This is a genomic window from Ruegeria sp. YTSA064, assembly GCF_059610325.1.
This window is the reverse complement of sequence record NZ_JBXWNK010000012.1, coordinates 154,744-178,891: the sequence shown is the minus strand read 5'-3', so window position 1 is coordinate 178,891 and position 24,148 is coordinate 154,744. Positions and strand designations below refer to the sequence as shown.

The window sequence follows — 24,148 nt, the reverse complement described above, 5'->3', positions numbered from 1 at the left end:
GATGCTGCCGGGCCAGTTTCATGTTATTCGCCCAGAATCTCTTCGATTTTGGCGAACGAGGCTTTGTCTTGTTCGATCTGTGCGTTGGACGCATCTGGATCCTGCCAGTAGATCAGCGCACCCGTTTCCTCGGCAAGCTGCTTGGCCTTATCGGAACTCAGGGCCTTTTGCGCGGCTGCGGTGATCTTTTCACGTGCATCGGCTGGAGTGTCTTTGTGCACGAACAGACCGTTCCAAAGTGCCAAAGGCAGATCAGGGTTAAGTTCAACAATGGTTGGCGTGTCAGGAACCAGCGATATCCGCTCTCCTCCGATGCTGGCCAGGACGTTCACCTGATCCAAGCAGGGAAGTATGAGTTGAAGCGTGGTGTTGATCACATCCACGTCGCCCGAAGCCAATGTGTTGCAGTCCAGTGCGTCGAAAGCGGCTTCGCTCGCGAAATCAAACCCGCTGCTGACAGCGGCTGCAAATGTCACCTGTGTGGGTGGCAATACAGAGCCGAAATGCCCCAAGGCAACGTCGTTTTCCTTACCGTGCTCTACTAGTTCCGCCCAAGTCGAGAAGGGCGCATCCTTGCTGGATGCGATCACAAATGGGTAGGTCAGAAAAATGCCAATCGGGTCAAACGGATTGGGGTTCAACTCGGGAATACCAATGTCGGGGCCGATCACCGGTACGCCTATGACGAAAGAGCCTACTGTATATCCATCCGCCGGAGCTGTTGCCACTTCAACCGCGCCAGGGAACGGGCCTCCGCCACCACCGGGCTTGTTAACCACTGCTGCGGGAACACCGTACATCGCCTGAAATTCGTCGGCGATGAGGCGGGTAAGCACATCCTCAAGGTCACCCGGTGGCCATGGCACAACAAAAGAAACGGGTTTTTCAGGATATTCAGCCAAAACAGCGCTGGCACTGAGGGCCATTGCTGCGGCAGTAGCCATGAATTTTTTCATTACGTCCTCCCAAGCGGTTCATATATTGAAACACAGTATCAATTTTTTTATTGCTGTGTTAAGCTTTATTGTTGCTGTGTTAAGCTCTTTCTGTCAAGATAATTGTGAAACAAAGGACTGGATCATGGGGACTGCACTGAAAGTACTGAAACTTTTGGATAGCTTTTCTCTGCAACAACCTGAGCTTGGGTTGTCGCAGATTGCTCGGATGAATCAGATCAACAAGGCGACTGCACTGCGGTATCTGACGAATCTAGCGGACTACGGCATGGTCGAACAGGACCCACAATCCAAACTGTATTCGATCGGAACCGCCCCCCTTCGTTTGGCCAATCTACGAGAGGCCGCCAAACCACGGCTGACGGCAGCCAGAATAGTTATGAAGGCGCAGGTGCTGAAAGTGCATGAAACGATGCACATGTCACTGCTGAAATCAGATCAACTGCAAACCACATTGGTTGAAGAAACACAGGCTCATTCCGTTCGCATAAGTATCGGCACCTCTGAAATTTTGCCTTTGCATGCGACCGCCTCGGGCATCGTTTCACTGGCGTTTGGCCCCAGAAATCTATTGCAACACGTACTGGATGGGTCGCTACCAACCTATTCCGAACACACCCTGACAAACCCCGATCGCCTGATGGATCTGGTCGATGAAACACTGCACAAAGGGTGGTGCGAAAGTGTGAGCGGCTATGAAACGGGCGTACACGGGTTCGCCGCACCAATCTTCGGCGAGGAACAAACCGCGATTGGAGCCATCGCCTGCGTCATTCCGCAGCCTCGAGTCACATCGGACCTGCGGAGTGCCGTGCTCGACGCACTGAGCATTGCCTCAAAAGAGATCACATCAGTCTATGGCGGACAGTTTCCTGCCAACTACCGCCTGAATCAGTTGCAGACCAGTTGATACCGACACGACGACAGAGAGAGCCATGAAAGACTCAAACTTCCTGAAAGAAAACAACGCGCGATATTTCTGGCATCCGATGGCCCATCCGGCGGACAGTCAAAAAAACCCTCCCACTATCCTAAGTGGCGGTGAAGGGGTCAGCATTGTGGATGTTGATGGCCACCGGGCACTGGATGCAGTCGGTGGTCTGTGGAACGTGAATCTGGGCTATTCCTGCGAACCAGTAAAGCAGGCCATTGCGGACCAGTTGAACGCCCTACCCTACTATTCCACGTTTCGTGGGACCAGCAACGACAAGGCAATCGAACTATCCTATGAGCTTGCGCAGTTCTTTGAACCTGATGGCCTGACACGCGCGTTTTTCACCTCGGGCGGTTCGGACTCGGTAGAGATCGCCCTGAAAATGGCCCGCCAATACCACAAAATTCGCGGTGAGGCCGGCCGCAGCAAGTTTATCAGTCTGAAGCAGGGTTATCACGGTACTCACTTTGCAGCTGCGTCGGTCAATGGAAATCAAAAATTTCGCGCAGCCTACGAGCCCATGTTGCCGGGATGTTTTCACGTCCCCGCGCCTTGGACCTATCGCAACCCGTTTGATGAGACCGATCCAGAACGGCTAGCGCAGCTTTGCGTAAAAGCGTTAGAAGCCGAAATCGCATTTCAGGGTGCAAACACCGTTGCGGCGTTCATTATGGAACCCGTTCTCGGCGCAGGGGGAGTGATCCCACCACATCACAGCTTCATGCCCATGGTGCGCGAAGTTTGCTCGAAACACGGTATTTTGTTGATTTCGGACGAGATCATCACCGCCTTTGGCCGAACAGGCAGCGAAAGCGGCGCGCGGCATTGGGGCGTGAAACCAGACATAATGACCACGGCCAAAGCGATTACAAATGGCTATTTTCCTTTCGGTGCAACGTTGATTTCTGGCGCAGTGGCTGAGGTGTTTGAAACCGACACCACTGGTCTGGCATCGGTTGATCAGGGGTATACATATTCGGGCCATCCAGTCGGCGCAGCGGCGGCACTTGCCGCACTGTCCGAAATAAACCGCCTGCGGGTCTGGGAAAACGCCGCCGCATGCGGAGACGAACTCTTTTCCGGATTGCAAAAGCTGACCGAAAAATATGACGTCATCGGTGACGTGCGTGGGGGCGAGGGCCTCATGTGTGCGCTGGAATTGGTCTCAGATCGCAAAACAAAAGCACCGATCGCGAAACACTTGCCTCTGCAGGTACAAAAAACAGCCTATGAAGATGGGGTAATGGTTCGTGTGTCCGGCAATAACATCATCCTGTCACCGCCTCTTGTGATCACTTCGGAAGATGTGGCCAAAATCCTCTCGGCGCTTGATACCGGACTGGCCAGTCTCTGACGTGTCTACTGACCTCGTTTTTTTGCCAGGACGGGATCAGACTTTAACCTCTTGCAGCTCCTCGAGAAGATCCAGAAGTTGATCTAGCTTTTCACGTCCAAGCTGCGCTTCGATATTGTTCGATATTGCAAGCGATGTGGCGAGATTGTTCTCTAATATCATTCGGCCCGCGTCGGTGATCTGCACCATAGTCCGGCGCTTGTCCTCATTGTCTTGACGGCGTGTAATCTGCCCGTCTGCCTCCATCGTCCGTAGAATACGGGTCACACTGGGTAAAAGCAGGCAAGCCTCATGCGCAATTGCGCTTTGCTCCACCTCTCCCAACTCATCCAGTACGCGCAGAATTCGCCATTTCTGTTCAGTCAGGCGAATACCCTGCAGCATATCCCGGATGGGTGCCATAACAGTTTCACGCGCGCGCAAAAGGGCAATTGGAAGAGATCGGGCGGTACTTTTGGTATGAGACTGAGTATTCATATGACCTTCTTAATCGTCAATTCTTGGTTTGCAAAGTTTAACAAGGCAAGTTCCTGCGACCGTGCCTGTTATTGTAGAGTTATCTCTAACTAGCGCCCGCCGCTTCGGAGAATTTCCAGCAAGTCCTTTCAAGCGAAATGTTCCAACTGCGGCCAGTTAAGGCCACGATTTGGACACTATTATGGCTATTATCTTTTATTGTTGATGTTACGATCCGCTATTGGGAGCTATCTGAACCATGGTGCCAGCCGAAAACTCGGTCGCTATCGTTATGCCTTGCCTGAACGAGGCGGCAACGATTTCTTCCTGTGTAATCAGAGCACAACAAGCCTTGCAGATTCTCGCTGAGAGATACCAGCTATCAGGCGAAGTAATCGTTGCAGACAATGGCAGCACGGACGGCAGTCAAGCCCTAGCTGAAAAGGCCGGTGCCCGGGTCGTGAACATTCAAGAACGCGGTTATGGCGCTGCGCTTATCGGCGGTTTTGCAGCAAGCGACGCGACGTATCTGGTGATGGGCGACAGCGATTGTTCCTATGATTTCGTCGAAGCGGTTCCGATGATCGAAAAGTTGATGAATGGTGCCGAATTATGCATGGGCAACCGGTTTCGTGGCGAAATCAAGCCAGGCGCAATGCCCTGGAAGAACCGTTATATCGGCAACCCGGCATTGTCGGGCATTCTTAGAATTTTGTTTCGCACTGGTATCGGTGACGCCCATTGTGGCATCCGCGCCATCCGGCGAGAGGCATTGGAACGGCTCAACCTATCTTCAACCGGCATGGAGTTTGCTTCCGAAATGCTGCTGAAATCTGTGCTGCGGAAGCTGAATATAGCCGAGGTTCCTGTAACCTTGTCCCCTGACGGACGCGGTAGGGCACCACATTTGAATCCGTGGAGAGATGGGCTTCGGCACCTGATATACATGTTCTTGCTCAGCCCAACCTGGCTGTTTCTGGTGCCTGCACTGGTCCTGTTCCTCGCAGGATTTGCAATCACCGTTCTACTGCAACTTAGCGGAGATCAGGAAATGGCGCTGATCGGTGGCTTCAGGATCGGCGATCACTGGGCGGTTGCAGCGAGTGCAGCCATGGTCCTGGCCTTTCAGACGGTGGTGCTGTGGCTGGCGGCACTGATGTGCAGCTATCGGGATGGGCTTCGACTGCCAACAGAACGCGCTCGGGTATTGTTGGGATGCTCGCGCTTACAATATTGGATTCTGGCCGGGCTTGTCCTTACATTTGGCGGCTTGATCTGGGCGGCCACTATCACCTCTGGCTGGATTGCCTCGGACTTTGCGGCATTGAACGAGATGCGCACTTTGATCGCTGCGTTCACGATGATTGTTATTGGGGTGCAAACGTTTTTTTCCGGGTTCTTGCTGTCTATGATTGCGGGCAATCGTTCGCGTCATTCAGCGGTTCTACCCGAACGTGGGAACGTCTCTGCCAATCCCGATCTAATGGCGCTGAACCAACCAACATGATCTTCAGTTGATTTGCCTATTCCATTAGATTCGATGGTTACCGCCAACGCGAAGTATCCGATCACAGCGTATCAGCCTTACACCGTTACAAGCTGCCCACGTCGGAGTTCGAGGGTCTCGGGCGCCAATGAGCGGCGGAACGCAGGGGCATGACTGACCAATAGAATTGCCTGAGGTAATCCCTGCAAAATTTCCAGAAGCCGTGCTTCATTCTTGGCATCAAGCGCGTTGGTCGGCTCGTCCAATAGTAACGCCTCAGGCTCCATCGCGAGTACGGTGGCAAGGGTCACCAACCGTTTTTCACCACCTGAAAGTTTATGCGTGATACGGTCGCGCAGATGCATCAAATCCAGATCGCTCAGCACTTTGTCAACGATGGCAAGCGCTTCGGCCGTGCTGCGCCCAAGATTGAGCGGGCCAAAAGCGATATCTTCCGCCACGGTCGGGCAAAACAACTGGTCGTCAGGGTCTTGGAACACCAATCCTATACGGCGGCGAACCTCGTGAAAGTCAGCCTCGACACACCTATCCTTACCAAAGATGTTCACGCGCCCAGAAGAGGGCGCTTGAAGGCCAAGGACAACGCGAAATAGTGTGGATTTTCCTGAACCATTGGGACCTGCAATCGACAATCGCTGGCCAGGTTCAAGCTGCAGTGAAGCCCCGTCCAGTACCGGGGCCTGACCCGGGTACGAAAAGCAAATGTCTTCGAGCTCAAGGATCGTCATTGAAAATCCAGAATGAGAAGGCTGACACAAATCGCACACATCATCGTGGCAAACCAATAATCCCGTCGGGTCAGGTTAAATTCTTGCAACAACAGAAGCCGGCCCGAAAACCCTCGGCACTTCATCGCGTCCAGAATGCGCTCGGAACGTTCAATGGCGCGGATCAGCATCATACCGACCAGATAACCAAAGCTGCGATAGGTGTGCCAGTTGGTGCCCGGACGGAAACCTCTGACCTTCATCGCGCCGCACAGACGCAGGTACTCTTCGCGCAGCACCTCGATATAGCGGATCGTGAACATCAACAGATGCACAAGCACCTCCGGGCAGCGAAGTTTGTGCAATGCATGACCTAATGTGACAGGCTCCATCGACCCGACCAGGACCATCAGCGCCAGTATCACGGCGTTTGCCGTCAGCGCGATCTCAATGGCTTTCCAGAACCCCTGCCAGCTTGCCGCAAATCCAAAGAGGGTGAACATGGTGTCTCCGTGCATGGAGAATGGCAAAAGCACCAACATGAAGATGATAAAGCTGTCCATCATCGCCATACGTTTGAGAGTTCTGCGAATGGGCAAACGCGACATCAGCAACAGCCCGATCGAAACTGAAAGCGCGGTCAATAATGACGGGATTGAACTTAGTGCAACGGTGACGACGGCAAAGAGACATGTTATCGCGATGCGCATCCGCGGATCCAAATCCGCGATCACCCCGTAGGGCTCACTCCCACCTGCCTCGGCCAGAGTTTTGGCCTGGGGTTCCAGTGCATGTGCCATCAGGCGGCCATCTTCCGGCGCGCGGCGAAATAGAACCCGATGCCAAAGAGACCAACGATATACCCGATGCCCCCCAAAATACTTTGCATATCGTTATGTTCGCGATAGGCGGCAATTTCTCGGCGCAGGGGGCGGGTTTCGTCGCGCACCACTTTAGCGATCGCGGCGCGTTCTTGGTCGGACAGAGACGCAACCATCACGGTTCCAACGCTTGCAAAAGTCGCAGGCTGAGCGCCGATCTCCGCAACCTCAGCGGCAACTCCCATGATTTCGGCCACCTCGTTTGCGGACATGGTCACTTCAGCCACATGGCCCGCGCCAAGATCGGCCTTGAAGGTATGCGCAACAGGTTTTGTGGGGATATACAAAAAGAACCCGTCCCCATCAGTAACGGTGCGACCTAGTTCAGCACCATCGGGGCCGTAGACGAAAACTTCCTGGTCGCTTGCCATATCGCCATTGGAGAACCCTAGCTCACCCTCGATCGCTTCGCCAGCGGGGAAAACCCCCGCGATGACCTTGTGTGCGAGGGCCGAAATCGGTGTGAGCATCAGCGTGGCAATAACAACCAGTTGTTTCATGTTAAAACCGCCTTTTTGAACAGTTCCGGTTTCACCTTGCGCGCCAACATCACGGCAAACCCCGTAAGCATGGCTTCAATGCCCATAACCGGTATATGGGCGAAAAACACCAGCTTGGCCGCAGGCAGGAACGCGTCACCGGACATCGCCAGTGAAATGGCAACAAACGCGGTTGTGGCTGCGATTGAGAACGCCCCCCCGATACCGCCCCAAATCGCCCCCTGAATGGCCGAGCCTCGGGCGATGAGGCGGCCAAAGATCATCCAGGTCAGTACCGCCGGAAGGGCAATATTCAGCGTATTTATCCCAAGCACAGTCAATCCGCCAAATCCAAAGAATACAGCCTGTAACAGCAGCCCTACAAACAAAGCCGGAAAGGCGGCCCAACCGAGCAAAAGCCCGGCCAGGCCATTCAGGATCAGATGCACAGAAGATGGGCCAATCGGCACATGAATCAGCGAAGCAACGAAGAAACTGGCTGACAGAACACCCGCTGTGGGAATGCGATCCAGATCCAGCGACCTCAGCCCCATTGCAATCCCGCCTGCAGCAGCGATCGCACCGCCGATTACGACAGGGTTCGAAAGAGCACCATCTACAATGTGCATAAGGGTTTACTCCAGATCCCAGGCGCGGATCCAGATCACGGCATCCTGGCTCAGCTCTTTACCTTCATGCTCGGTTTTCGGACCAGAGCCCAGAGCGGCGAAACCCCAGTAACCGGCTTTGGGTACACCAAAACTGAAATAGCCATTCTCGTCCGAAATCGCTACCAGCGCACCACCTGGCAGCGGTGACACCGTCGGTGCAGCGGCACCCGTGCTTTTCAGGTCAGGGGCGGCGGCGATGTATTCGATCTCAATCTCGACCCCTGCAACTGGTTTGCCCTCGCTCAGCACGCGACCCGTGAAAGTTGAGCCCGCAATGATGTTGTAGGGCTTGTTCAGCGGCAGGATTTCTGTTGCCAGACCTTGCGGCTGATCCCAGTCGGTGGGCAGTTCATTTCGGTTCAGATAGGCCTTGGTGATCTGCTGGATATAAATATCCTCAGATTCTTCGTAGTAAGGCGTAGGAACGGTCACCACCACATAGTCGCCCGAACGCTTCACCGGGACCGAGCCTTTGAACGCCTTGGCGCTGTTGTCTGGGCCGTCAAATGTGGTTTCTTCCAATGTGTCCAGCAGATCGGTTTTATTGCCGTTGTGGATCACATAGAATTCTTCCGGTTTTTCAAGCGTCATCACATGACCAGCTTCAAACGGGTGCCAGAATATCAGCTTTACCGGCACATCACCGGGTCGCTCGATCATCGTGTTTTCTGTGTATTCCATTAGGAAATGAGCGCTCGCAAACGCAGGCATCACTGCAGCAGCTGCTGCCAAAAGCAATTTCTTCAAAACTCAGTCCTTCTCAGGTCGCGCCTTCCCCGGCACATATTTGGTTTTGACTTGGGGAGGGCCCGCGTCCGTTCGTCGACCGAGACAAACAGATACAGCGTACACCCCGTCGCCGACAATGAGCACCCTTTCCGAGGGCGCGTGTTCGGCAGGTCTCCTGACTTGCGGGTCAAAGCGCTATGCTGGCCTTCCCGGGATATCCCAGTGGCATTGTCAGCCGCGCTCGCCGCTTACAGTTGCGGGGGCAGTTGCAGATTTGGCGCGAAGAGCACCGCACTACATTCCCTATTGCTTCCAGGGGAATCCCCCGGAGCCGAACATGGCGTGTTCATGCCAGAACATGCAAAGCACGGTCAACAATCGTTTCCGTCACTAAGCGGGCCATTTGCGAAATTAGAGTACCCACATTCGCTCGACCAGCATCGGATCGATCCTGACAGCTTCTTCACAGCCGTATTACAGCCATCTTATCTTGCGTCATGTCATGCATGGTGTAGCCGATACCGCCGGTGTTGTACCCTGATTGATGGCGACCCGCGAATGGCATCCAGTCGACCCGAAAAGCAGTATGATCGTTCACCATGACGGCCGTGGCGTCCAAATACCGCACGGCATGCATTGCTGTATCCAGGGATTTGGTAAAGACCGACGCCTGAAATGCAAAAGGAAGAGCGTTTGCAGCTTCGTATGCAGCACTAAGATCATCATATTCATAAACACAAACGACCGGCCCGAAGATTTCGGAGGTGGACACGCTCGCATCAGCGGGTGGGTTTAGAAGGATAGTCGGAGCATAGGTCGTTCGGCCCAGCCGTTTACCCCCTGTCATTACGCGGGCACCTCCCGCAACCGCTTCGTCTACCCATTGTTCTACTCGATCAACTTCACCCGGACGGATCAGTGGCCCACATTCCACGCTGGCGTCACGGGCATCACCCACCTTCAGCGCTGAGGCGGCTTCTGCCAACTTTCGAGCGACCGTTTCCACCATCCCTGATGGAGCAAAAACACGCTGAACCGAGACACAAACTTGACCGGAATGATAAAATCCACCCTTGGTCAACAAGGGGATCATGGCATCAATGTCGGCTGTCTCATCGATGATAACTGGCGCCGCTCCGCCGTGCTCCAACGCGCATCGCGTCCCCGGCGCCAGCTTCGAGCGCAGCATCCAACCGACACGTGCCGATCCGATGAAAGAAAAGAATCCGACACGCGCGTCCGTGATCATCCGTTCAGCTACATCATTTTGGCAAATCGTCAGATGGCACCACTCCTTTGGTAGGCCAGCCTCGTACAGGATGTCGACAAATGCTTCGCATGACAGTGGTGTATCAAGTGCCGGTTTGACGAGGACCGGGCATCCAGTGGCCACAGCCGGGGCCACCTGATGTACGATCAAGTTCAACGGATGGTTAAACGCGCTTGCGGCAACCACTACGCCGATAGGTTCACGCTGTGTAAAGGCAATCCGACCCGATCCTGCCGCCGTCAGATCCATCGGTATTTCCCGACCCGCCATCTGACAGATCTCATGGATACACAGCTCGACACCATCAATGGCACGCGTCACTTCGATGCGCGCGTCAATCAAGGGTTTGCCACCTTCGCTGGCGATTAGCATCGCAAGGTCTTCCGCGCGGCCGGACATGATCCGAGCTGTATTCTTCAGAACCTCAATCCGCCTGTAAGCAGGCAACCAAGTGCCTCGATCACGGTGCAGACCGTGTGCCACATTCAGCATGACATTGATATCGTTCCAGCTTTTAACCTCGACACTGCCGATTTTCTCAAGATCAAACGGGTTCAGAACTTCAACAACATTACTCATATCAGACAGACCTTCGCCGCAAGCTCATCAATGAGAACGCGTTGGTTTTCACTGTAATCGACCGGCAAGTCGATCAGATGCACACCACCTGCTTCAAACGCTTTTTCAAAGGTAGGCACCAGATCTTCTGTCCTTTCGACCCGATGACCCGTAGCACCATAGCTGTTAGCGTATTGCACAAAATCAGGATTCTTAAATTCCAATCCCCAATCATCAAACCCCGCATGCGACTGCTTCCAACGGATCATTCCGTACGAGCTGTCATTCAGAACAGTAACAACAAGATTGAGGCCAAGACGAACGGCGGTTTCAATCTCCTGGCTGTTCATCATGAACCCTCCGTCACCGCAAATGGCCATAACCCTACGCTCAGGATATAGCTTCGCTGCCATCATGGCCGAAGGTAAGCCTGCCCCCATGGTCGCAAGCGCGTTGTCCAGCAGAACCGTGTTGGGTTGATAGGCCTGGTAGTTTCTGGCGTACCAAATTTTGTAGATACCGTTGTCCAAAGCGATGATATCGCAGTCCCCCATGACTTTACGTGTGTCAGCTACAAACCGCTGAGGGATGACCGGAAAGCGCGGATCATCAGCGCCTTCTGATGTGTGTAGATCGGTCTCGTTTTTGACCCGCTGGAAGTAACTTCGGTCAAATTCCAAAGGTCCTTGCAGGAACTCACCCAATTTGGAGATGGATTGCGCCAGATCACCAACCACTTCAACTTGAGGGAAATAAACTTGATCAACCTGCGCGGCCTTGTAGTTAACATGGATCACTTTGGTGCCGCCCTCTTCCATAAAGAACGGTGGTTTTTCCACAACATCGTGACCCACATTGATGATCAGATCAGCGCGTTCGATGGCGCAGTGCAGATAATCACCATCCGACAGAGCGGCTGTGCCCAAAAACAGTTCGGACCGCTCATCCACGACACCCTTACCCATCTGAGTATTGAAAAATGGGATCTGGGTATCGTTCACGAACTTGCTCAGTGCGCTGCGGGCGTGTTTTCGGTTCGCCCCGGCCCCCAAAAGCAAAAGCGGCATCCTGGCAGCACGGATCATCTCAGCCGCTTCGGTCAGAACTGCATCACCGGCCACGGCATAGTGACGCTGATGCGGTTCAAGAACATGCTCAGAAGTCTCTTCGGCTGCAATGTCTTCCGGAAGTTCCAACAAAACCGCGCCGGGGCGCTCCTCTTGCGCGACACGAAAGGCTTCGCGGATCAATGAGGGGATTGTGTTGCCGTGTACGATCTGTTTGGACATTTTGCAGATCGGATCGAATAACCCAACAATATCGACAATCTGAAACTGGCCCTGTTTCGACTTCTTGATTGGTTTCTGCCCCGTGATCATGATCAGCGGCATACCACCCAGATGAGCATAGGCCGCTGGTGTAGCAAAGTTCGTTGCCCCCGGCCCCAGCGTCGCCATGCAGACTCCGGCCTTACCCGTCAGACGACCGTAGGTCGCAGCCATGAATGCCGCGCCCTGTTCGTGACGCGTTAGAACCAACTCAATTTTTGAGGTTCTTAGAGATTCCAGAACATCTAGATTCTCTTCTCCCGGAACAGCAAAGATGTACTCAACACCCTCCGCCTCAAGCGCTGCAACCAGCAAATCAGAAGCTTTGTTAATTGGCGATACGATTTGGTCATTGGTAGACATTTAATCTCCTGTTTTCACGACAGATCGGTGAGCTTGGGGCGGCCACGAAACTAAATGTACCACCATTTTGAATGAGGTTCAGGTCCATCGATTAACCACCGGCTTGCAATCGCTGTCGCTTGGGAAAAAGCTTGCCCTCGGAATTGGGTTCCGCGCTTATCGACCGACAATCGCAACTGAGTGGCCTTTCGCTCCCTGCTCCACTGTCAGCAATGGGTAATGCGCAAAATGAACCGCACCAATGGGGCGCAAATCACGCGTCGACCCGAGCGGAACAGTTGAAGTAGCATTTTTGTAGGTGCACCCAATCCCTGACTGCTCTGACCAATTGAAGGGCGTTTCCGCACGATCCTGAACAAAGAAATATTGCCAAAATAACCCGCACAAACGCTCAAAAACGTGACAACACCGGGCGACCACCGGAAAATTACGCCACATGGCCCTGTCGAATTGGGTGATTACCCAGACGTGAATCACAATGAGCCAAAGAACTGCAAGGCCAACGAGAGAACTGGATTGCTGCAACATGTTTGTTTGGCTCGTTCTTGGTTCGACTTAGGCCCAGCCTAGGTGTGCTGCAATCAAGTCGATGGCTAAATATTCAAACTAGATTGGAACTGGAACGGCCATAATCCAGCACAGGACTCATCACGTATTGGTGAAGTGATATCAACGCGGTAACAAAATGAGTACGGGGACAGAACAGCCGTAATCCGTCAGTCTCGAAACGCCCTGTCCTTTACGCGGATGACTGGCTTCGTCAGATACTCCAGCACTGTTTTTGGTTCGGGTAGCATATCAACTTGAGCAACCATTCCCGGTATCACGTCCAGATTCTGCCCATCCGCGTCCGTCAACGCCCCACTCAGTCGTATCTCCACGACATAAACCGACGTATCTCCATCCGGGGCAAGTACCGTATCCGCGCCGATGCGCGTTACCCGCCCGTCCAGGGCACCATAGCGTGAAGCGTCATATGCCGTAATACGCACCTTTACCTCCAGATCAGATCGAATAAAGGCAATGTCATCCGGCGCGACAAAGGCCTCGACTGTGACGGTTTCGGCAAACGGTACGTTTCAACTACGGTCTGACCCAGCTGGACCACTCCGCCCAAAGTCGAAATCAAAACCTGATTGACAATGCTGCGTGTCGGTGCGCGAATTTCGGCACGTGCGAGACGGGTCTGAAAGGCTGGAATACGGGTTTCAGGCGAAGCCAGTTTGTGAGCCTCGCCATCTGAAATGGTCCACCGCTATGTTTAAGAAATAGAGGACCAAGAATGGCAAACAAGCGACCGAAGCCGGAAGAGATTATCTAAACCGGCCAGAAATGATGTTCTCCTTCAGAGTCCCTGAGAACGGCCAGCAATCCTGCAACACAGCGCCAATATTGCGGGTCTTATCCGCCGGATCCACGGCACGCGCATCCAGACCATCCTGCATGACCGCCCCGGTATCAGGTTCATACAAATCCAAGATCAAGCGCGCCAGAGTGCTTTCCCAGACCCAATCGGGCCCTATATCGCGACTTTTTCGCCCGGTTTGATCGCTAAATCGATATCCTTAAGAATCGAACCCAACGCGTCATCGTAAGCAAAACTGACACCTTTGAAGTCAATCTGACCTTCGATCCTGCGCCGAGACAAATAGCGTCGGCCAGGCTGACGCTCGACCTCTTGCACCATAATCGCAACGATCTGGTGATAAACCACGCGCGCTTGGTTCAGACGCGTCAGTACCTGCGCCAACTGGGACAGAGGCGACAGGGTTTGCCCGTCAAGATCACGCAAGCGATCAGTGCTCCCATGGAGATCACCCCGTCCCGGATCAGGAACACACCGAAAAACACAATCGTGACCTGCGTGATCTGTTGAACCAAAAAGGTAAGGCTCACCGTTCCCTATGACAGCAAACGCGTCCTGCCGGAACTATCTGCCTGCGCGCGTACCGTCTCCTCCCAGCGAGCGCGCATGACCGGTTCGGCACCGGTCGTCTTGAGCGTTTCCATCCCCGTCAGCGTTTCCATCAGAACTGATTGTTTGGTCTGACTATCAAAACTAGATTCACGTGCATATCGGCTGAGGAATGGGTGCGCCAAAAGCCCCGATAGCAACTAATCGGCACAGCAATTGCCGAAACCAGCGCGAGAGTACCGCCGATGGCCCAGATCACACCGATAAATACAAATAGGAAGGGTAAATCGACCAAAGCAACCAGAGAGGCTGAGGTGAAAAAGTCACGTACCACCTCAAAGTCCCGCAGGATCGAGCCCATTCGCCCATTCTGACCCTACGTGACTTCATCTTGAGCGTCATCAACTGATTGAACAGCCGTTCGGCGATCTTCCTATCCGCCCGTTTCCCTGCTGTGTCAATGAAACGCGACCGTAGATTTTGGATAAGAAAGTCAAACAGCAGCGCATAGCGAACACCAGCAACCAAGGCCAATAAATTCGGCAGGATGCGATCATAGACAACCATCGTGAACAGAGAGGTCGCTGGTCCAAGTACGCTGGTTACCACGGCGGCCAACATTATCTGAACGTAAACCCCGCTCAGGTCGCTGAATGCAGGCCAGAACCGATGCCCCTCCCCTGTTGCGCTGAACGGTCCTCCTCCTTGCGGCGCGATCGCGTGGCGCGCAGAACCCAGAGCACACTACTCAGATGCGGATCCTGTCGCCGCCAGATCTGCCTCGGACAAACCAAGGCCTAGATGTTCCTTTAATAGCCGGAGATGATTGATCAGCGGGTCGGAGGTGGCTGAATTCATCGGGACTGTCACAAGGTCGGATCGGTAGGCTGAGCGACACCCAAAGCGTCCAGGATGTCACCGGTGACCGCCAGCACAGCATATTCGGCGCGACGCGCTTGAGCTTCAAGTTGAATTACCCGCACCTGCGCAAGGTTCAGTTCGCGCAATGCATCCAATATCTGAACCAATGTGCTGCGCCCAATATTAAACTGACCCCGTGCAGCATCTAGCGCCTGCTCATTGATCTCGACCGCGCGTCGGGCTGTCGCTAGCCGCCGTTGGATTGAATTGGTCTCTTCCAGCGCCCGAGACAGATTACGCTGCAACTCGCGGCGCAACTCCTCTTCATCGGCTTGGCTTTGTTGAAGATTCGCGCGCGCCGTTTTCACGTTGGCCCGTGAGGAACCACCTTGGTAAATCGGAACTGTCACGCCCAATCGAGCCTGCGCCCCATCGTCAATGAACCCCTGATCGAAATCAGTCTCAAGGATCGCGGACAGGGTCGGCCGAGTCGCCCGTTCCGCAACGATAACTTCTTGCTGGCGCACCTGGCTAACGGCAACCTGAGTCCGTAAACGTGGGCTGCGCTCAACCATCTCATGCGCCGAAGACCCAGCCAAAGCCGGGGCCGGTGGGATCGTCGGAATAACACCGGGACGGGTCCCAAAAACTTCTACCCAGTTTGCGGTTGCCAGTTCCACTTCTGTCTGCGCTTGTGCCAGTTCTGTCTCGGCATTTGACCTGCGCCCTTGCCCGGCCAGCAGATCTGCAACAGATCCAGCCCCCGCATCAAAGCGTGACTGGAGGTCGTCAACCAATATATCCGTGCGGTCCAGATTCTGCCGAGCCTGCTGTTCGAGGCGACGATTGCGGTCCAGATTGACTATGGTTTCTATGGCTTCGAAACTTAATGCGTTCAGCTCTGACAACTCACTTAACCAAGTCTGCCGGGCTTCGATCTGGCGCAATCCGACGCGACTGTTGACTTTGCCCCCATCATATATGATCTGGCTCAACCGCAGGATTGGAACCGGATCACCGCCAGACGTCAAAGACGTTTCGGCCTCTATCTGCGGCAAAAATGCCCCCTGCTCTGCGTCGATTCGAGACTTCGATGCCAGAACGTTCGCGGTGCCTGCGGCTGTCGTGGGTGAAGTAGCGACCGAAGTTCGTACCAGCTCGGCAAAATCGGTATGTGCAACGCTTCCCTTCAGATTGTTCCTACCTGATGCGGGTACTTCCACGGGTTTTGCAGTCGGATCAAAGGACTGAGTCCCCTGAATATCTTCAGTGCAACCAGCCAAAACTATCGTGGTTATCAAAACCGACAACCAAGCCTTCATGATGCCAATGCTCCTGGTATTAATTATGCGCCAGACAACAAATCATCGGTCAATATTCTTAACAAAGTGCTATTCAAAGTTCTCGTTAAAAGGGTATTTTGACGGACAAACAACCTTATGCTTTGCACGCATATTTAGATTAAAGCGTGACAACAACTGCGCACGTCCCGCCCCTAATGCACCATCTGCACGCAGCCAAAGACCGCTTCCTTCGACCTGCAATGCATTGTCGACTGCATCGGCCAGTTCTACATCCGTGATCGCAATGCCCAGCCAGATATCATCAATTCAAGCTTCAAATCACGGTTGACGTCATCTACCTGCGCCACAATCGACCTGTCGAAACCGCCACCCGCATCCAGAAAATCGGCGCTCGAGCCCAGTATGAACCTTTGGCTCTTTTCTAAGTCGATACCGATCCCAATAAACGCAGGCTAACCTTAGTAGCTGTAGACGCCTTCAAATAGTAAAATACGATCGCGTGGATCGGTCAAAACCGAATTGTTTGTTGCACGGGGCATCATAATGTTCGGAGCTCGCAACTCATAATTCGCCTCAAGCACGGCGCCAAATTCCGATCCCAGATTGTCTGTACGATAAGATAATATCATAAGTTTTGGCTCGGAGCGGAGCAACGCCTGATACAGCGCAGATTCTTCGCCTGCAGACTTCGTATTGTTGACAGCTTGTGCATCAAGCCAGAGGCGCGGCTCCATGCGACGACTGGGAATCATGCCAATGCCGTCAAAATAGGTGTCCTCTTGCTCAAGTAGTTCTTCTGCTCGCTGAATAAGCGCAAATTGGTCACGGTTATCGTGGGCCAAATATTGAACATTTCGCAGCGTGCTCAGCACAGCAACAATTACCAGAACACCAATGGCACGCGAATACCACGTTTCTGACCGCTGCATCAAATGGGCGACAGCGTCGGCACAATAGAAAGCCAGAAACGGCAGCACCATGACGAAAACGTACGGCCATGTTTGATTATGAAAAAAGACCAATGCAGAAAGCGCTAACGTAAAGGTAAAATATACCCGTGCAGCGCTATCACATTTGGCAAACCGAGAGGCCGCAACAAAAAGCCCAAATATCACCAAACCATATTGCAGGGAATTTCGCTTGAGCGTTTGCCAGACGAACGCATCAAGTCCTTCGTAATAACTGCCCCCGTTGAACGCAAGTTCCGCTGGCCCAAAGAAAAGCACGGCAAGAACCTGTGGCATCGCGGCGCCCCCTAACAGGACTCCGTAAACTGCTATTGCGGCTGCCCACCCAAGTAAGAGCATTACCCCACGCTTCACCGCTCGGGCGACTGAGCGCATGATGAGCGCATCAATAGTCAATGCGGCCCCCAACGCAAAATTGAAGTAGACTGATTTTTGGGTCGTTACAAATGCAAGCCCACTAAGCAAACCAGCAATCAGAAGAGACTTGGCGCGGTCAGTTCCAGACCGAATGACGACCAGAATTGCCATAATCGCAAATAGCGTAGCAAGCGGTTCTGAACGCAGGCGGAATCCGCGTTCGATGAAATTACTGAAGCTCAGCAAGAGTGCAACGGCTAACAAAGCCGTAACACGTTCCGCCCCCAAAGTACGGGTGCATAGGTAGACGCACCAAGCGGTCGCTATTGCCAGGCAAGCTGTCGTCAATCGGCCTGCTATCAGCATTGAGGTCGCATCCCATCCGATCAGATGAGAGAATTCATAGAACAGAGCATATCCGACCGCCTTTTTCGGCCAGATCGTCTCGAACGTTCCGTCGAACAGATAAACGGGTTGGGTAAAATGCCAAAACTCATCCATCACAAAACGAGTATTAACCGACAGCACAACGAGAAAGGCAATCTTTAATAAAATAAAGGCTTTGAGTGCAAACGATAACCGTTCAGAGCGGTTCAGGTTTTGTGGCAAGATCTTTGTGCGCACCGTCATTCTGTGCACTCTCACATAAAACGCTGCTGGCTTGTTTCATCGCGCGTGATCTCAAGATCTGTCACTGGATTTAACCAACCTCTCACGCGATGTGAAAAACAATCCAATTCAAAAATACCACGGTGTCGCGATGTCAAAGCAAACCTCGCGTCTGCCTCAAATGCGCAATCAATAGGCGCTCTGAATGGACTCATCTCATGTTCCTCTTTTCAGCGCCAGCTTAAGCCGGGGCACGAGCCTGTTCACGATCTGTGAGCGGGTGAGAAACTCGCGCCATTCAAGCGGTCCAAGTGAGATTATTGCCTTTAACGCTGAACCACATCCACGCAATCTGCGATGGTGCAGGCTGGCCAAACAAATGTTAAAAGCATTGGCCGTATCAGCGCGTTTACGGGCAATCTTTCTGAGATCGTCTGGCAGATGCACAAGATGCCGTTCCATTGGGATCTTCAATTGTCGCTTGAACGATTGCAGGTCTCGCGACCCGGTCATGGTCTGGGAAGCTGCATGAATACGAAACGATGCCGCGCAGGTGGGATCCCAAGCCAATCCATTCTGTGCGAGGCTCAACCAAAGGTCCCAGTCAGCAGTATACCAAAGGTCTTCATCAAGTCCACCATTTCGCATCGCAGCAGCCCGCCTGAACATGACCGCAGGCAACGCAACGGTATTTTGAACAATCAAGTACGAAAGTGCCTCTTCGAATGAAAGAACGCGCTGAGCACCTCCAAACGGAGGACACATATGGCCAACCGTATTGCCCTTAAGGTCGATAAGATTCGCACCATGAACCCATATATCGACATTCGGGTATCGTGAGGACATTTCTTTCAGCAATGCCGCACGACCAGGCGACCAGATATCATCCTGATGCAACATTGTGATAAGGGACGAAGCTGCCTCTCGCAGTCCAAGATTTGTGTTCTCGGTCCATGATTTTGCATCGGGATTGTCGATGATCCGGATTGGAAGACGTGACCGCGCAGCCTCGAGAAGTTCGTGGCTATTATCCGTTGAACCTTGATTGACGGCGACAATCTCAAGCCCTTCGCATTGACCATCTAGCGACGACAGTGCAGCGTCCAGAGTGTCCCCGCCATTATAGATTGGCATAATTACGGTAAGCCATGGCTGCGTCATGGGGTGCAGCGCCTTTGAGTATGTATACCGATCATGAAGGCAATCGTGATCAGCGAAGACTCTAGTCTCAAAGGATTATCTGTCGCAACTGATGTTGCGATTGGGCGACCTAGCTGTCGGGAAATATGCGCGTACATCAATCTAGGTCATCTCCTCCACTTCAGGCGGTGTGAGCAGCAATTTCTAAAACCGGCACCATCTGATCGCCCGTAGCGCTAGTTGCTGCCGCTCTTCTAACAGGGCTCTTTTTGCCAAGTCAGATCTGATGCGATTGGGTTTATCATTCTTTTTTACTCTCTTGCGCTATGAATTCCAAAACAAGAACAGATTGTTTCCGATTCATCAGGCTATTGTGGCTAGATTGGGGCATCACGCGTACTGATTTGTGGTTCTCCCAAATGACCAAATAGGCCGCGATAGTTTGATCCACATCAGTGAGTAAAAAGCCAATTGGACAACTACCCAGCCCGGAGATTCCAGCATGATAGGGAATTGGTGCTTTGAACCCACCTGACAAAATACGGATTTTTCACTATCAAAGATCCTGATGCCGCCTAAATCCCGCTGCTGCAAGGAAGGGGTAACACAACAAGAATCCGCTGACGGTTACGATCCTCAAAGATACCGCAGCTTCGGCCGCAGTCGCCGCGTCAATGCCCTGAAGGAATAGAGCGCTAGCCCATGTCACTTCAGTCACTCCCAATCCTGCAGGTAAAAACGGGATCGACGAAACAAGTAGTATCAAAGGGAAGGCGACGAAAAGCGGCATGGGATCGAGCTCCGGCAAAAACATCACCATCAGACCAACATTCAAACCCGCTATCAGCACATACCTCAAAAGGCTCAACCCCATAAGTTTATGTAGAACTACGGATCTTTGGTCAGCAGCTTGGTTCAAACCATCAGCGAGCGACGTCAAAGCCGCGCCCTCTCCTATCATCACACGAATTCGATGAACCACCAGTGCACTCCCACGCAGGACAGGCTTTAGCGCAGCGACAACAACCCCGAGAAGTACGATCAAAGAGAATGTCGCAAAAGCCGCACCCAACGCAACAAACACAAGGCCGGCCAGTACCGCAATTCCCAGCGTCAAAAGCTCTAACGATTGCTCAAATAGTGAGGTACCCGCAGCGGCGCGGGCGCGGATGCCGCTTTTGCTCGCAACCCACGCGCGGACAATCGGGACGCTAATCTGTATCGAAATTATCTGCCCCAAAAGCGCACCGGTCGCCGTTGCAGAGGTGGCCGTTCCCAAGGATATTGTCTGAATATCCAGTGTTTCTGAAAGCACGATCCGCCACTTCATTGCCGCGGCCACAACAATGATGCTTTGCGTCAACATAATCAGCGCGTAAATAGGCCAGGGTACGCCGCCCAGTACCTGAGAAATACCCGACAGAGTTGCTCCACTTTTTTGTATGAGCACAACCAGCAGCGCCAATCCTGCAATGAGCCCTGCCAGGGTCCAACGGAGGCGTTTATTGCGAGTTAGTGTTTTTGTCCCATCAGACAAAGCAATTAACCCCGTATATCAGGTTAATGTCCGGAATTGCGGCCCGCATGGGCCACCACTTGGTACGGCGTTCTGGGAAATGAAACTTAATAATCTGATGCAGGTTATAGATCGCATTTACATGCTCGACTGACATGTAATAATCGTAAGGCAGGCCCGCTGCATAACCGCGTTTTCGCGGCCCTAACGTTCGCCCAATCCTCCACGCAAGTCCGGGGTCACACGGGAGGATCAGCGATAGTACCCCGCCCGGACGGATAACGCGAACCCACTCCTCCAACGCACTTACCGGATCAGGAATGTGCTCCAAAACATGGGTCGCGATCACGCGATCAATACTATCGTCTTCAAATTGCAGCCTGGCACCTGAAAGCTGCTTGATCTCGACGCGTGGGTCCCAACTACGCTTGGTTAACCAATCGATTACTTTTGGATCATGGTCGGAAGCGATGTATCGCTCGAAACCATGTTGAACGCAGCCGAAATGTGCCATCGTGCCAACGCCAAGCTCAAGAACCGTCCCGTAGTGATCATCAAGGCCGGCATTTTTCTCAACCAAGTTATGCGTCGAACGTAAAATACGCGCACTTAAGCTTGAGCCGTAATTTGAGGCGTCATAGTTCGCCAGCCAATTTTCTTCATAGTTCGACCAATCCGGTTTCTCTACAAAGTTTTTCATCTCGTTGGCCTCCTGCATTTTACGCAAGCCTATATGTTGCTGGAGAAGTAATACCTTGCTTCCAAGGCTTCAGACGTTGCGAACAGGGAAAATGACAACAGTAATATCAGCAGCACATTCTCAGCCATTCTGTATTTTCTTGCCCTGCCATCGATAGTTCCACGCGATTGGAAAAGACAGGCCAGAAATAGGATGGGTAGCAAAAAGTAACGGCCCTGGACACCCAATATAGCTGAGGCGGGATGGGGCGTCCAAGTTACTAGAAGTGAAAAGAAAACTATGAAGAACCCACCAAATGCAGATGAAATCAAGGCAAATGAAGACAGCCCATCATCTATTCTTCCCTGAAGTATCGCAAACATCAGGATCAACAGGACAATAAGAAATAATGTAGTGTAGGTCTGAGGAGAGAATGGCACATCCAGCCACCCCAAAATTCCTAAAAATGTATGAAGGTAGTAAAGAGTTCTTTGTCCGTCCGAAAGCGTGGCCCAAAGAGTGTCCGCGAACTGCCAGGGATTGAGCACATAATATTCCAAGATCTGGGTCGTGGTCGCACCTAAATCTACGCGCATATCCTTAGTTATGGATAATGCAAATCCATACCAGGAAATGATCGCGATACATAAAACCATGAATAGGGAAATTGCAGGAATGCTCCGAAAGCGAACCCCGAACGTCAGGGGTAACAACACAAGTGGCGCCATGTGCAAACGGCACCCTGCAAGTAAGAAAATCAGGGCCGATAATCCAAGCATCCTTTGAATACTTGGCCGAGTGCTTCTTTTCATTATGTCGAGGTATAGCGCGATTATCAGAAGCACCATCGCCGTGGATATGAAGTCAATGCTGGCTGATGCAGCCTGAAACAGCGTCATCGGGAGGAATAATAGTGCTATCACCAAGGCCGAAGGCACCATAATTCGAAATGCCGCAAGCAAAATCAACGACCCCGCGCCAAGAGTAAAAAGTCGCGCAAGTTTATAGCTGGCATCGACACTTTGACCCAGGAACTCTCCACACGCGAGAGCCAGTGCTTGGGGTAAATAAATAAGAGGGAAATAATACCCTGTTCCAGGCAGTGTTTCGTAGGCGCGCTTGCCGCTCCAATCTATGTCTTTCGCAGAATTCAGTTGCGCTGAAGTGACCTTGACTTCCGGGTGATGCGGCAAGGATTTGAACTGCGCCATATAGTCGAGCAACCCAGTGTCCACATTCCCGCCTGATGCCCGACCCTCGTCAGTGCTTAACAGGAACTGACCTTTCGAGAGCAAATAGGCGCGTTCGACGTGATCGAATTCGTCGGGGGATTGGAAAGGCGGTGTCAGCAGGCCTATCCACAATGCGGCACAGAACACTGACAAGACCGCAAGCAAACTCCGATCGTACGTCATGTTATTTATCGTCTATCTTTGCGCCACTGCCGACAAGCATCGGTATGCGCCGGGTGATCCGTAGACGTTGAATTGGGACCTTTGGTTCAGATGCAATGTCATAACTTGCAAAAAACAGGAGCATCTGGAATCCAAGGACAATCGGTAATGCCGAAAGCATTACGGTTCCGGTCGTGGCTGGCACACCGGTCGCAACAGACTCTGACCATGCCACCGCACCAAAAATGACCCCAAACCCCAAGAGAAGGACTCCGAACAGGAGGTTCAACGACGCAAGAGAGAAATCGCGCAGAAAATACATGTAGATAACGCGCTTTAGTGTGGCGACCAAATGGCGCCAAAGAAATTCAAACATGACACGTCCGGCGCGAAGCCCGCTGACTTCGTCGGCATAGACAGCTCGCATAGGGATATCGATCACGACAGCCCGCAGATCACCGAGACGAATGAGCATGTCACTTTCAAAGAAATATCGCTGGGATACTTTGTCGAGATCAATTGAGGCGAGCGTACGGGCATGTATCGCGGTAAACCCATTGGTTGGATCAAATATGCTCCAGTACCCGCTTGATAGCTTCGTTATAAAGCTAAGGAACGCGTTGCCGAACAGCCTGACCCAGGGCATTTCCCTCACCGCAGTACCCGAATAGAACCGATTACCCTTTACATAATCGGCTTCCCCAACTGCGATCGGTTGTACAAACTGAGAGATCAATTCAGGGGCCATTTGACCGTCCCCATCAATCTTCACGACTATTTCGGCATCTGCATCCAATGCTGCCCGATATCCCGTGATGACAGCTCCACCCACACCAGTGTTTGTCTTATGCCTTAAAACTGTCAGGCGGGGATCCTTTATTGTTTTTTCAATGAAACCACCAGAATCTTCGGGGCAGGCATCATCGACTGCAAAAATATGCTCTACTTCTGGACCGATACGCGCGATCACATCTTCAATGTGGCGCTTGACCTTGAAACAGGGAATAACGACTGCAATGCGCATATTTGATTCCCCGATTGAACCTCGGGTCCACTCCTAGCCTCACAAACTGTAATTATGTCAGTGATGAATTCCGCGCAAAACGACCAAAAGCGATAATACACGCACGTTGCATAAAAGCCCCACACGCGCGATCTGGAATGCTTCGCTGAACTCCTGGTTGGAAACAAAATTCAATCAGAGCATGACAG

General features: G+C 52.6%; 22 protein-coding genes, 1 pseudogene and 1 riboswitch. Of the genes and pseudogenes, 3 read left to right on the top strand and 20 right to left on the bottom strand.

Annotated elements, in window-relative coordinates; translation table 11 throughout:
• Positions 1 to 23: 23 nt before the first annotated feature.
• Entirely contained in the window at positions 24 to 956 is a 933-nt protein-coding gene (locus AC2FI7_RS18225) for a tripartite tricarboxylate transporter substrate binding protein (protein WP_010443475.1), read from the bottom strand.
• A gap of 124 nt (positions 957 to 1,080) precedes the next feature.
• On the opposite strand from AC2FI7_RS18225, the gene AC2FI7_RS18220 reads away from it, so the two are divergent.
• Together AC2FI7_RS18220 and AC2FI7_RS18215 are read left to right on the top strand one after the other, a co-directional pair.
• Complete coding sequence (locus tag AC2FI7_RS18220) at positions 1,081 to 1,866, top strand: IclR family transcriptional regulator (RefSeq protein ID WP_010443474.1); 786 nt, start codon at positions 1,081 to 1,083, stop codon at positions 1,864 to 1,866.
• 25 nt (positions 1,867 to 1,891) lie between these two features.
• On the top strand, positions 1,892 to 3,244 hold the full coding sequence (locus tag AC2FI7_RS18215) for an aminotransferase class III-fold pyridoxal phosphate-dependent enzyme (protein WP_010443473.1): 1,353 nt from the start codon (positions 1,892 to 1,894) through the stop codon (positions 3,242 to 3,244).
• Positions 3,245 to 3,280: 36 nt separating this feature from the next.
• Here the strand turns inward: AC2FI7_RS18215 and hpaR are convergent, their stop codons facing one another.
• Positions 3,281 to 3,721: a homoprotocatechuate degradation operon regulator HpaR gene (gene hpaR / locus AC2FI7_RS18210; protein WP_010443472.1), complete on the bottom strand. Its 441-nt coding sequence runs from the start codon at positions 3,719 to 3,721 to the stop codon at positions 3,281 to 3,283.
• Positions 3,722 to 3,959: 238 nt separating this feature from the next.
• Between hpaR and AC2FI7_RS18205 the strand changes: the two genes are divergently transcribed.
• On the top strand, positions 3,960 to 5,207 hold the full coding sequence (locus AC2FI7_RS18205; protein ID WP_010443471.1) for a glycosyltransferase family 2 protein: 1,248 nt from the start codon (positions 3,960 to 3,962) through the stop codon (positions 5,205 to 5,207).
• A 77-nt stretch (positions 5,208 to 5,284) separates the two neighbouring features.
• Here AC2FI7_RS18205 and AC2FI7_RS18200 read toward each other — a convergent pair whose 3' ends face one another.
• The 18 genes and pseudogenes from AC2FI7_RS18200 to AC2FI7_RS18115 all read right to left on the bottom strand — a co-directional run bounded on the left by AC2FI7_RS18200 (position 5,285) and on the right by AC2FI7_RS18115 (position 23,960).
• The gene (locus tag AC2FI7_RS18200; RefSeq protein WP_010443470.1) at positions 5,285 to 5,935 is read right to left on the bottom strand and encodes an energy-coupling factor ABC transporter ATP-binding protein; all 651 of its coding nucleotides are present in this window, start codon (positions 5,933 to 5,935) and stop codon (positions 5,285 to 5,287) included.
• Positions 5,932 to 6,714 carry a cobalt ECF transporter T component CbiQ gene (cbiQ, locus tag AC2FI7_RS18195; protein ID WP_010443469.1) on the bottom strand — a complete coding sequence of 261 codons (783 nt, stop codon included), beginning with the start codon at positions 6,712 to 6,714 and terminating at the stop codon, positions 5,932 to 5,934. Before cbiQ ends, AC2FI7_RS18200 begins: the two co-directional genes overlap by 4 nt.
• Positions 6,714 to 7,295 carry a NikL family nickel/cobalt ECF transporter subunit gene (locus AC2FI7_RS18190; RefSeq protein WP_010443468.1) on the bottom strand — a complete coding sequence of 194 codons (582 nt, stop codon included), beginning with the start codon at positions 7,293 to 7,295 and terminating at the stop codon, positions 6,714 to 6,716. The genes cbiQ and AC2FI7_RS18190 overlap by 1 nt, the downstream gene beginning before the upstream one ends.
• Positions 7,292 to 7,903 carry a cobalt transporter CbiM gene (cbiM, locus tag AC2FI7_RS18185; RefSeq protein WP_010443467.1) on the bottom strand — a complete coding sequence of 204 codons (612 nt, stop codon included), beginning with the start codon at positions 7,901 to 7,903 and terminating at the stop codon, positions 7,292 to 7,294. Before cbiM ends, AC2FI7_RS18190 begins: the two co-directional genes overlap by 4 nt.
• A gap of 6 nt (positions 7,904 to 7,909) precedes the next feature.
• Entirely contained in the window at positions 7,910 to 8,656 is a 747-nt protein-coding gene (locus AC2FI7_RS18180; RefSeq protein WP_183085423.1) for a DUF4198 domain-containing protein, read from the bottom strand.
• 166 nt (positions 8,657 to 8,822) lie between these two features.
• Positions 8,823 to 9,025: riboswitch (cobalamin riboswitch) on the bottom strand.
• Positions 9,026 to 9,137: 112 nt separating this feature from the next.
• Positions 9,138 to 10,523, bottom strand: a complete 1,386-nt coding sequence (locus AC2FI7_RS18175) for an aldehyde dehydrogenase family protein (protein WP_010443465.1) — start codon at positions 10,521 to 10,523, stop codon at positions 9,138 to 9,140.
• Entirely contained in the window at positions 10,520 to 12,193 is a 1,674-nt protein-coding gene (locus AC2FI7_RS18170; protein WP_496816450.1) for an acetolactate synthase large subunit, read from the bottom strand. The genes AC2FI7_RS18175 and AC2FI7_RS18170 overlap by 4 nt, the downstream gene beginning before the upstream one ends.
• Before the next feature lie 716 nt (positions 12,194 to 12,909).
• A pseudogene (locus AC2FI7_RS18165) lies at positions 12,910 to 13,236 on the bottom strand (beta-barrel domain-containing protein); the annotation flags it as partial.
• A 270-nt stretch (positions 13,237 to 13,506) separates the two neighbouring features.
• On the bottom strand, positions 13,507 to 13,671 hold the full coding sequence (locus AC2FI7_RS18160; RefSeq protein WP_220669803.1) for a P-loop NTPase family protein: 165 nt from the start codon (positions 13,669 to 13,671) through the stop codon (positions 13,507 to 13,509).
• Between the two features lie 41 nt (positions 13,672 to 13,712).
• Entirely contained in the window at positions 13,713 to 13,985 is a 273-nt protein-coding gene (locus tag AC2FI7_RS18155) for a putative toxin secretion ATP-binding protein (RefSeq protein WP_010443460.1), read from the bottom strand.
• Between the two features lie 235 nt (positions 13,986 to 14,220).
• Complete coding sequence (locus AC2FI7_RS18150; RefSeq protein WP_029622247.1) at positions 14,221 to 14,469, bottom strand: hypothetical protein; 249 nt, start codon at positions 14,467 to 14,469, stop codon at positions 14,221 to 14,223.
• 505 nt (positions 14,470 to 14,974) lie between these two features.
• Positions 14,975 to 16,291 (bottom strand): TolC family protein, encoded by a 1,317-nt coding sequence (locus AC2FI7_RS18145; protein WP_010443456.1) that lies wholly within the window; start codon positions 16,289 to 16,291, stop codon positions 14,975 to 14,977.
• Between the two features lie 440 nt (positions 16,292 to 16,731).
• On the bottom strand, positions 16,732 to 18,228 hold the full coding sequence (locus AC2FI7_RS18140) for a DUF7056 domain-containing protein (RefSeq protein WP_010443455.1): 1,497 nt from the start codon (positions 18,226 to 18,228) through the stop codon (positions 16,732 to 16,734).
• Between the two features lie 195 nt (positions 18,229 to 18,423).
• Entirely contained in the window at positions 18,424 to 19,368 is a 945-nt protein-coding gene (locus AC2FI7_RS18135; RefSeq protein WP_010443454.1) for a glycosyltransferase family 2 protein, read from the bottom strand.
• Between the two features lie 535 nt (positions 19,369 to 19,903).
• Entirely contained in the window at positions 19,904 to 20,812 is a 909-nt protein-coding gene (locus tag AC2FI7_RS18130; protein ID WP_010443453.1) for a lysylphosphatidylglycerol synthase domain-containing protein, read from the bottom strand.
• 64 nt (positions 20,813 to 20,876) lie between these two features.
• Positions 20,877 to 21,563, bottom strand: a complete 687-nt coding sequence (locus tag AC2FI7_RS18125; RefSeq protein ID WP_010443452.1) for a class I SAM-dependent methyltransferase — start codon at positions 21,561 to 21,563, stop codon at positions 20,877 to 20,879.
• 29 nt (positions 21,564 to 21,592) lie between these two features.
• A complete protein-coding gene (locus AC2FI7_RS18120; RefSeq protein WP_010443451.1) occupies positions 21,593 to 22,957 on the bottom strand; it encodes a DUF2142 domain-containing protein in 1,365 nt (454 codons plus the stop codon).
• Between the two features lies 1 nt (position 22,958).
• Positions 22,959 to 23,960, bottom strand: coding sequence for a glycosyltransferase family 2 protein (locus AC2FI7_RS18115; RefSeq protein WP_496816446.1), 1,002 nt, complete (start codon positions 23,958 to 23,960; stop codon positions 22,959 to 22,961).
• Positions 23,961 to 24,148 lie beyond the last annotated feature (188 nt).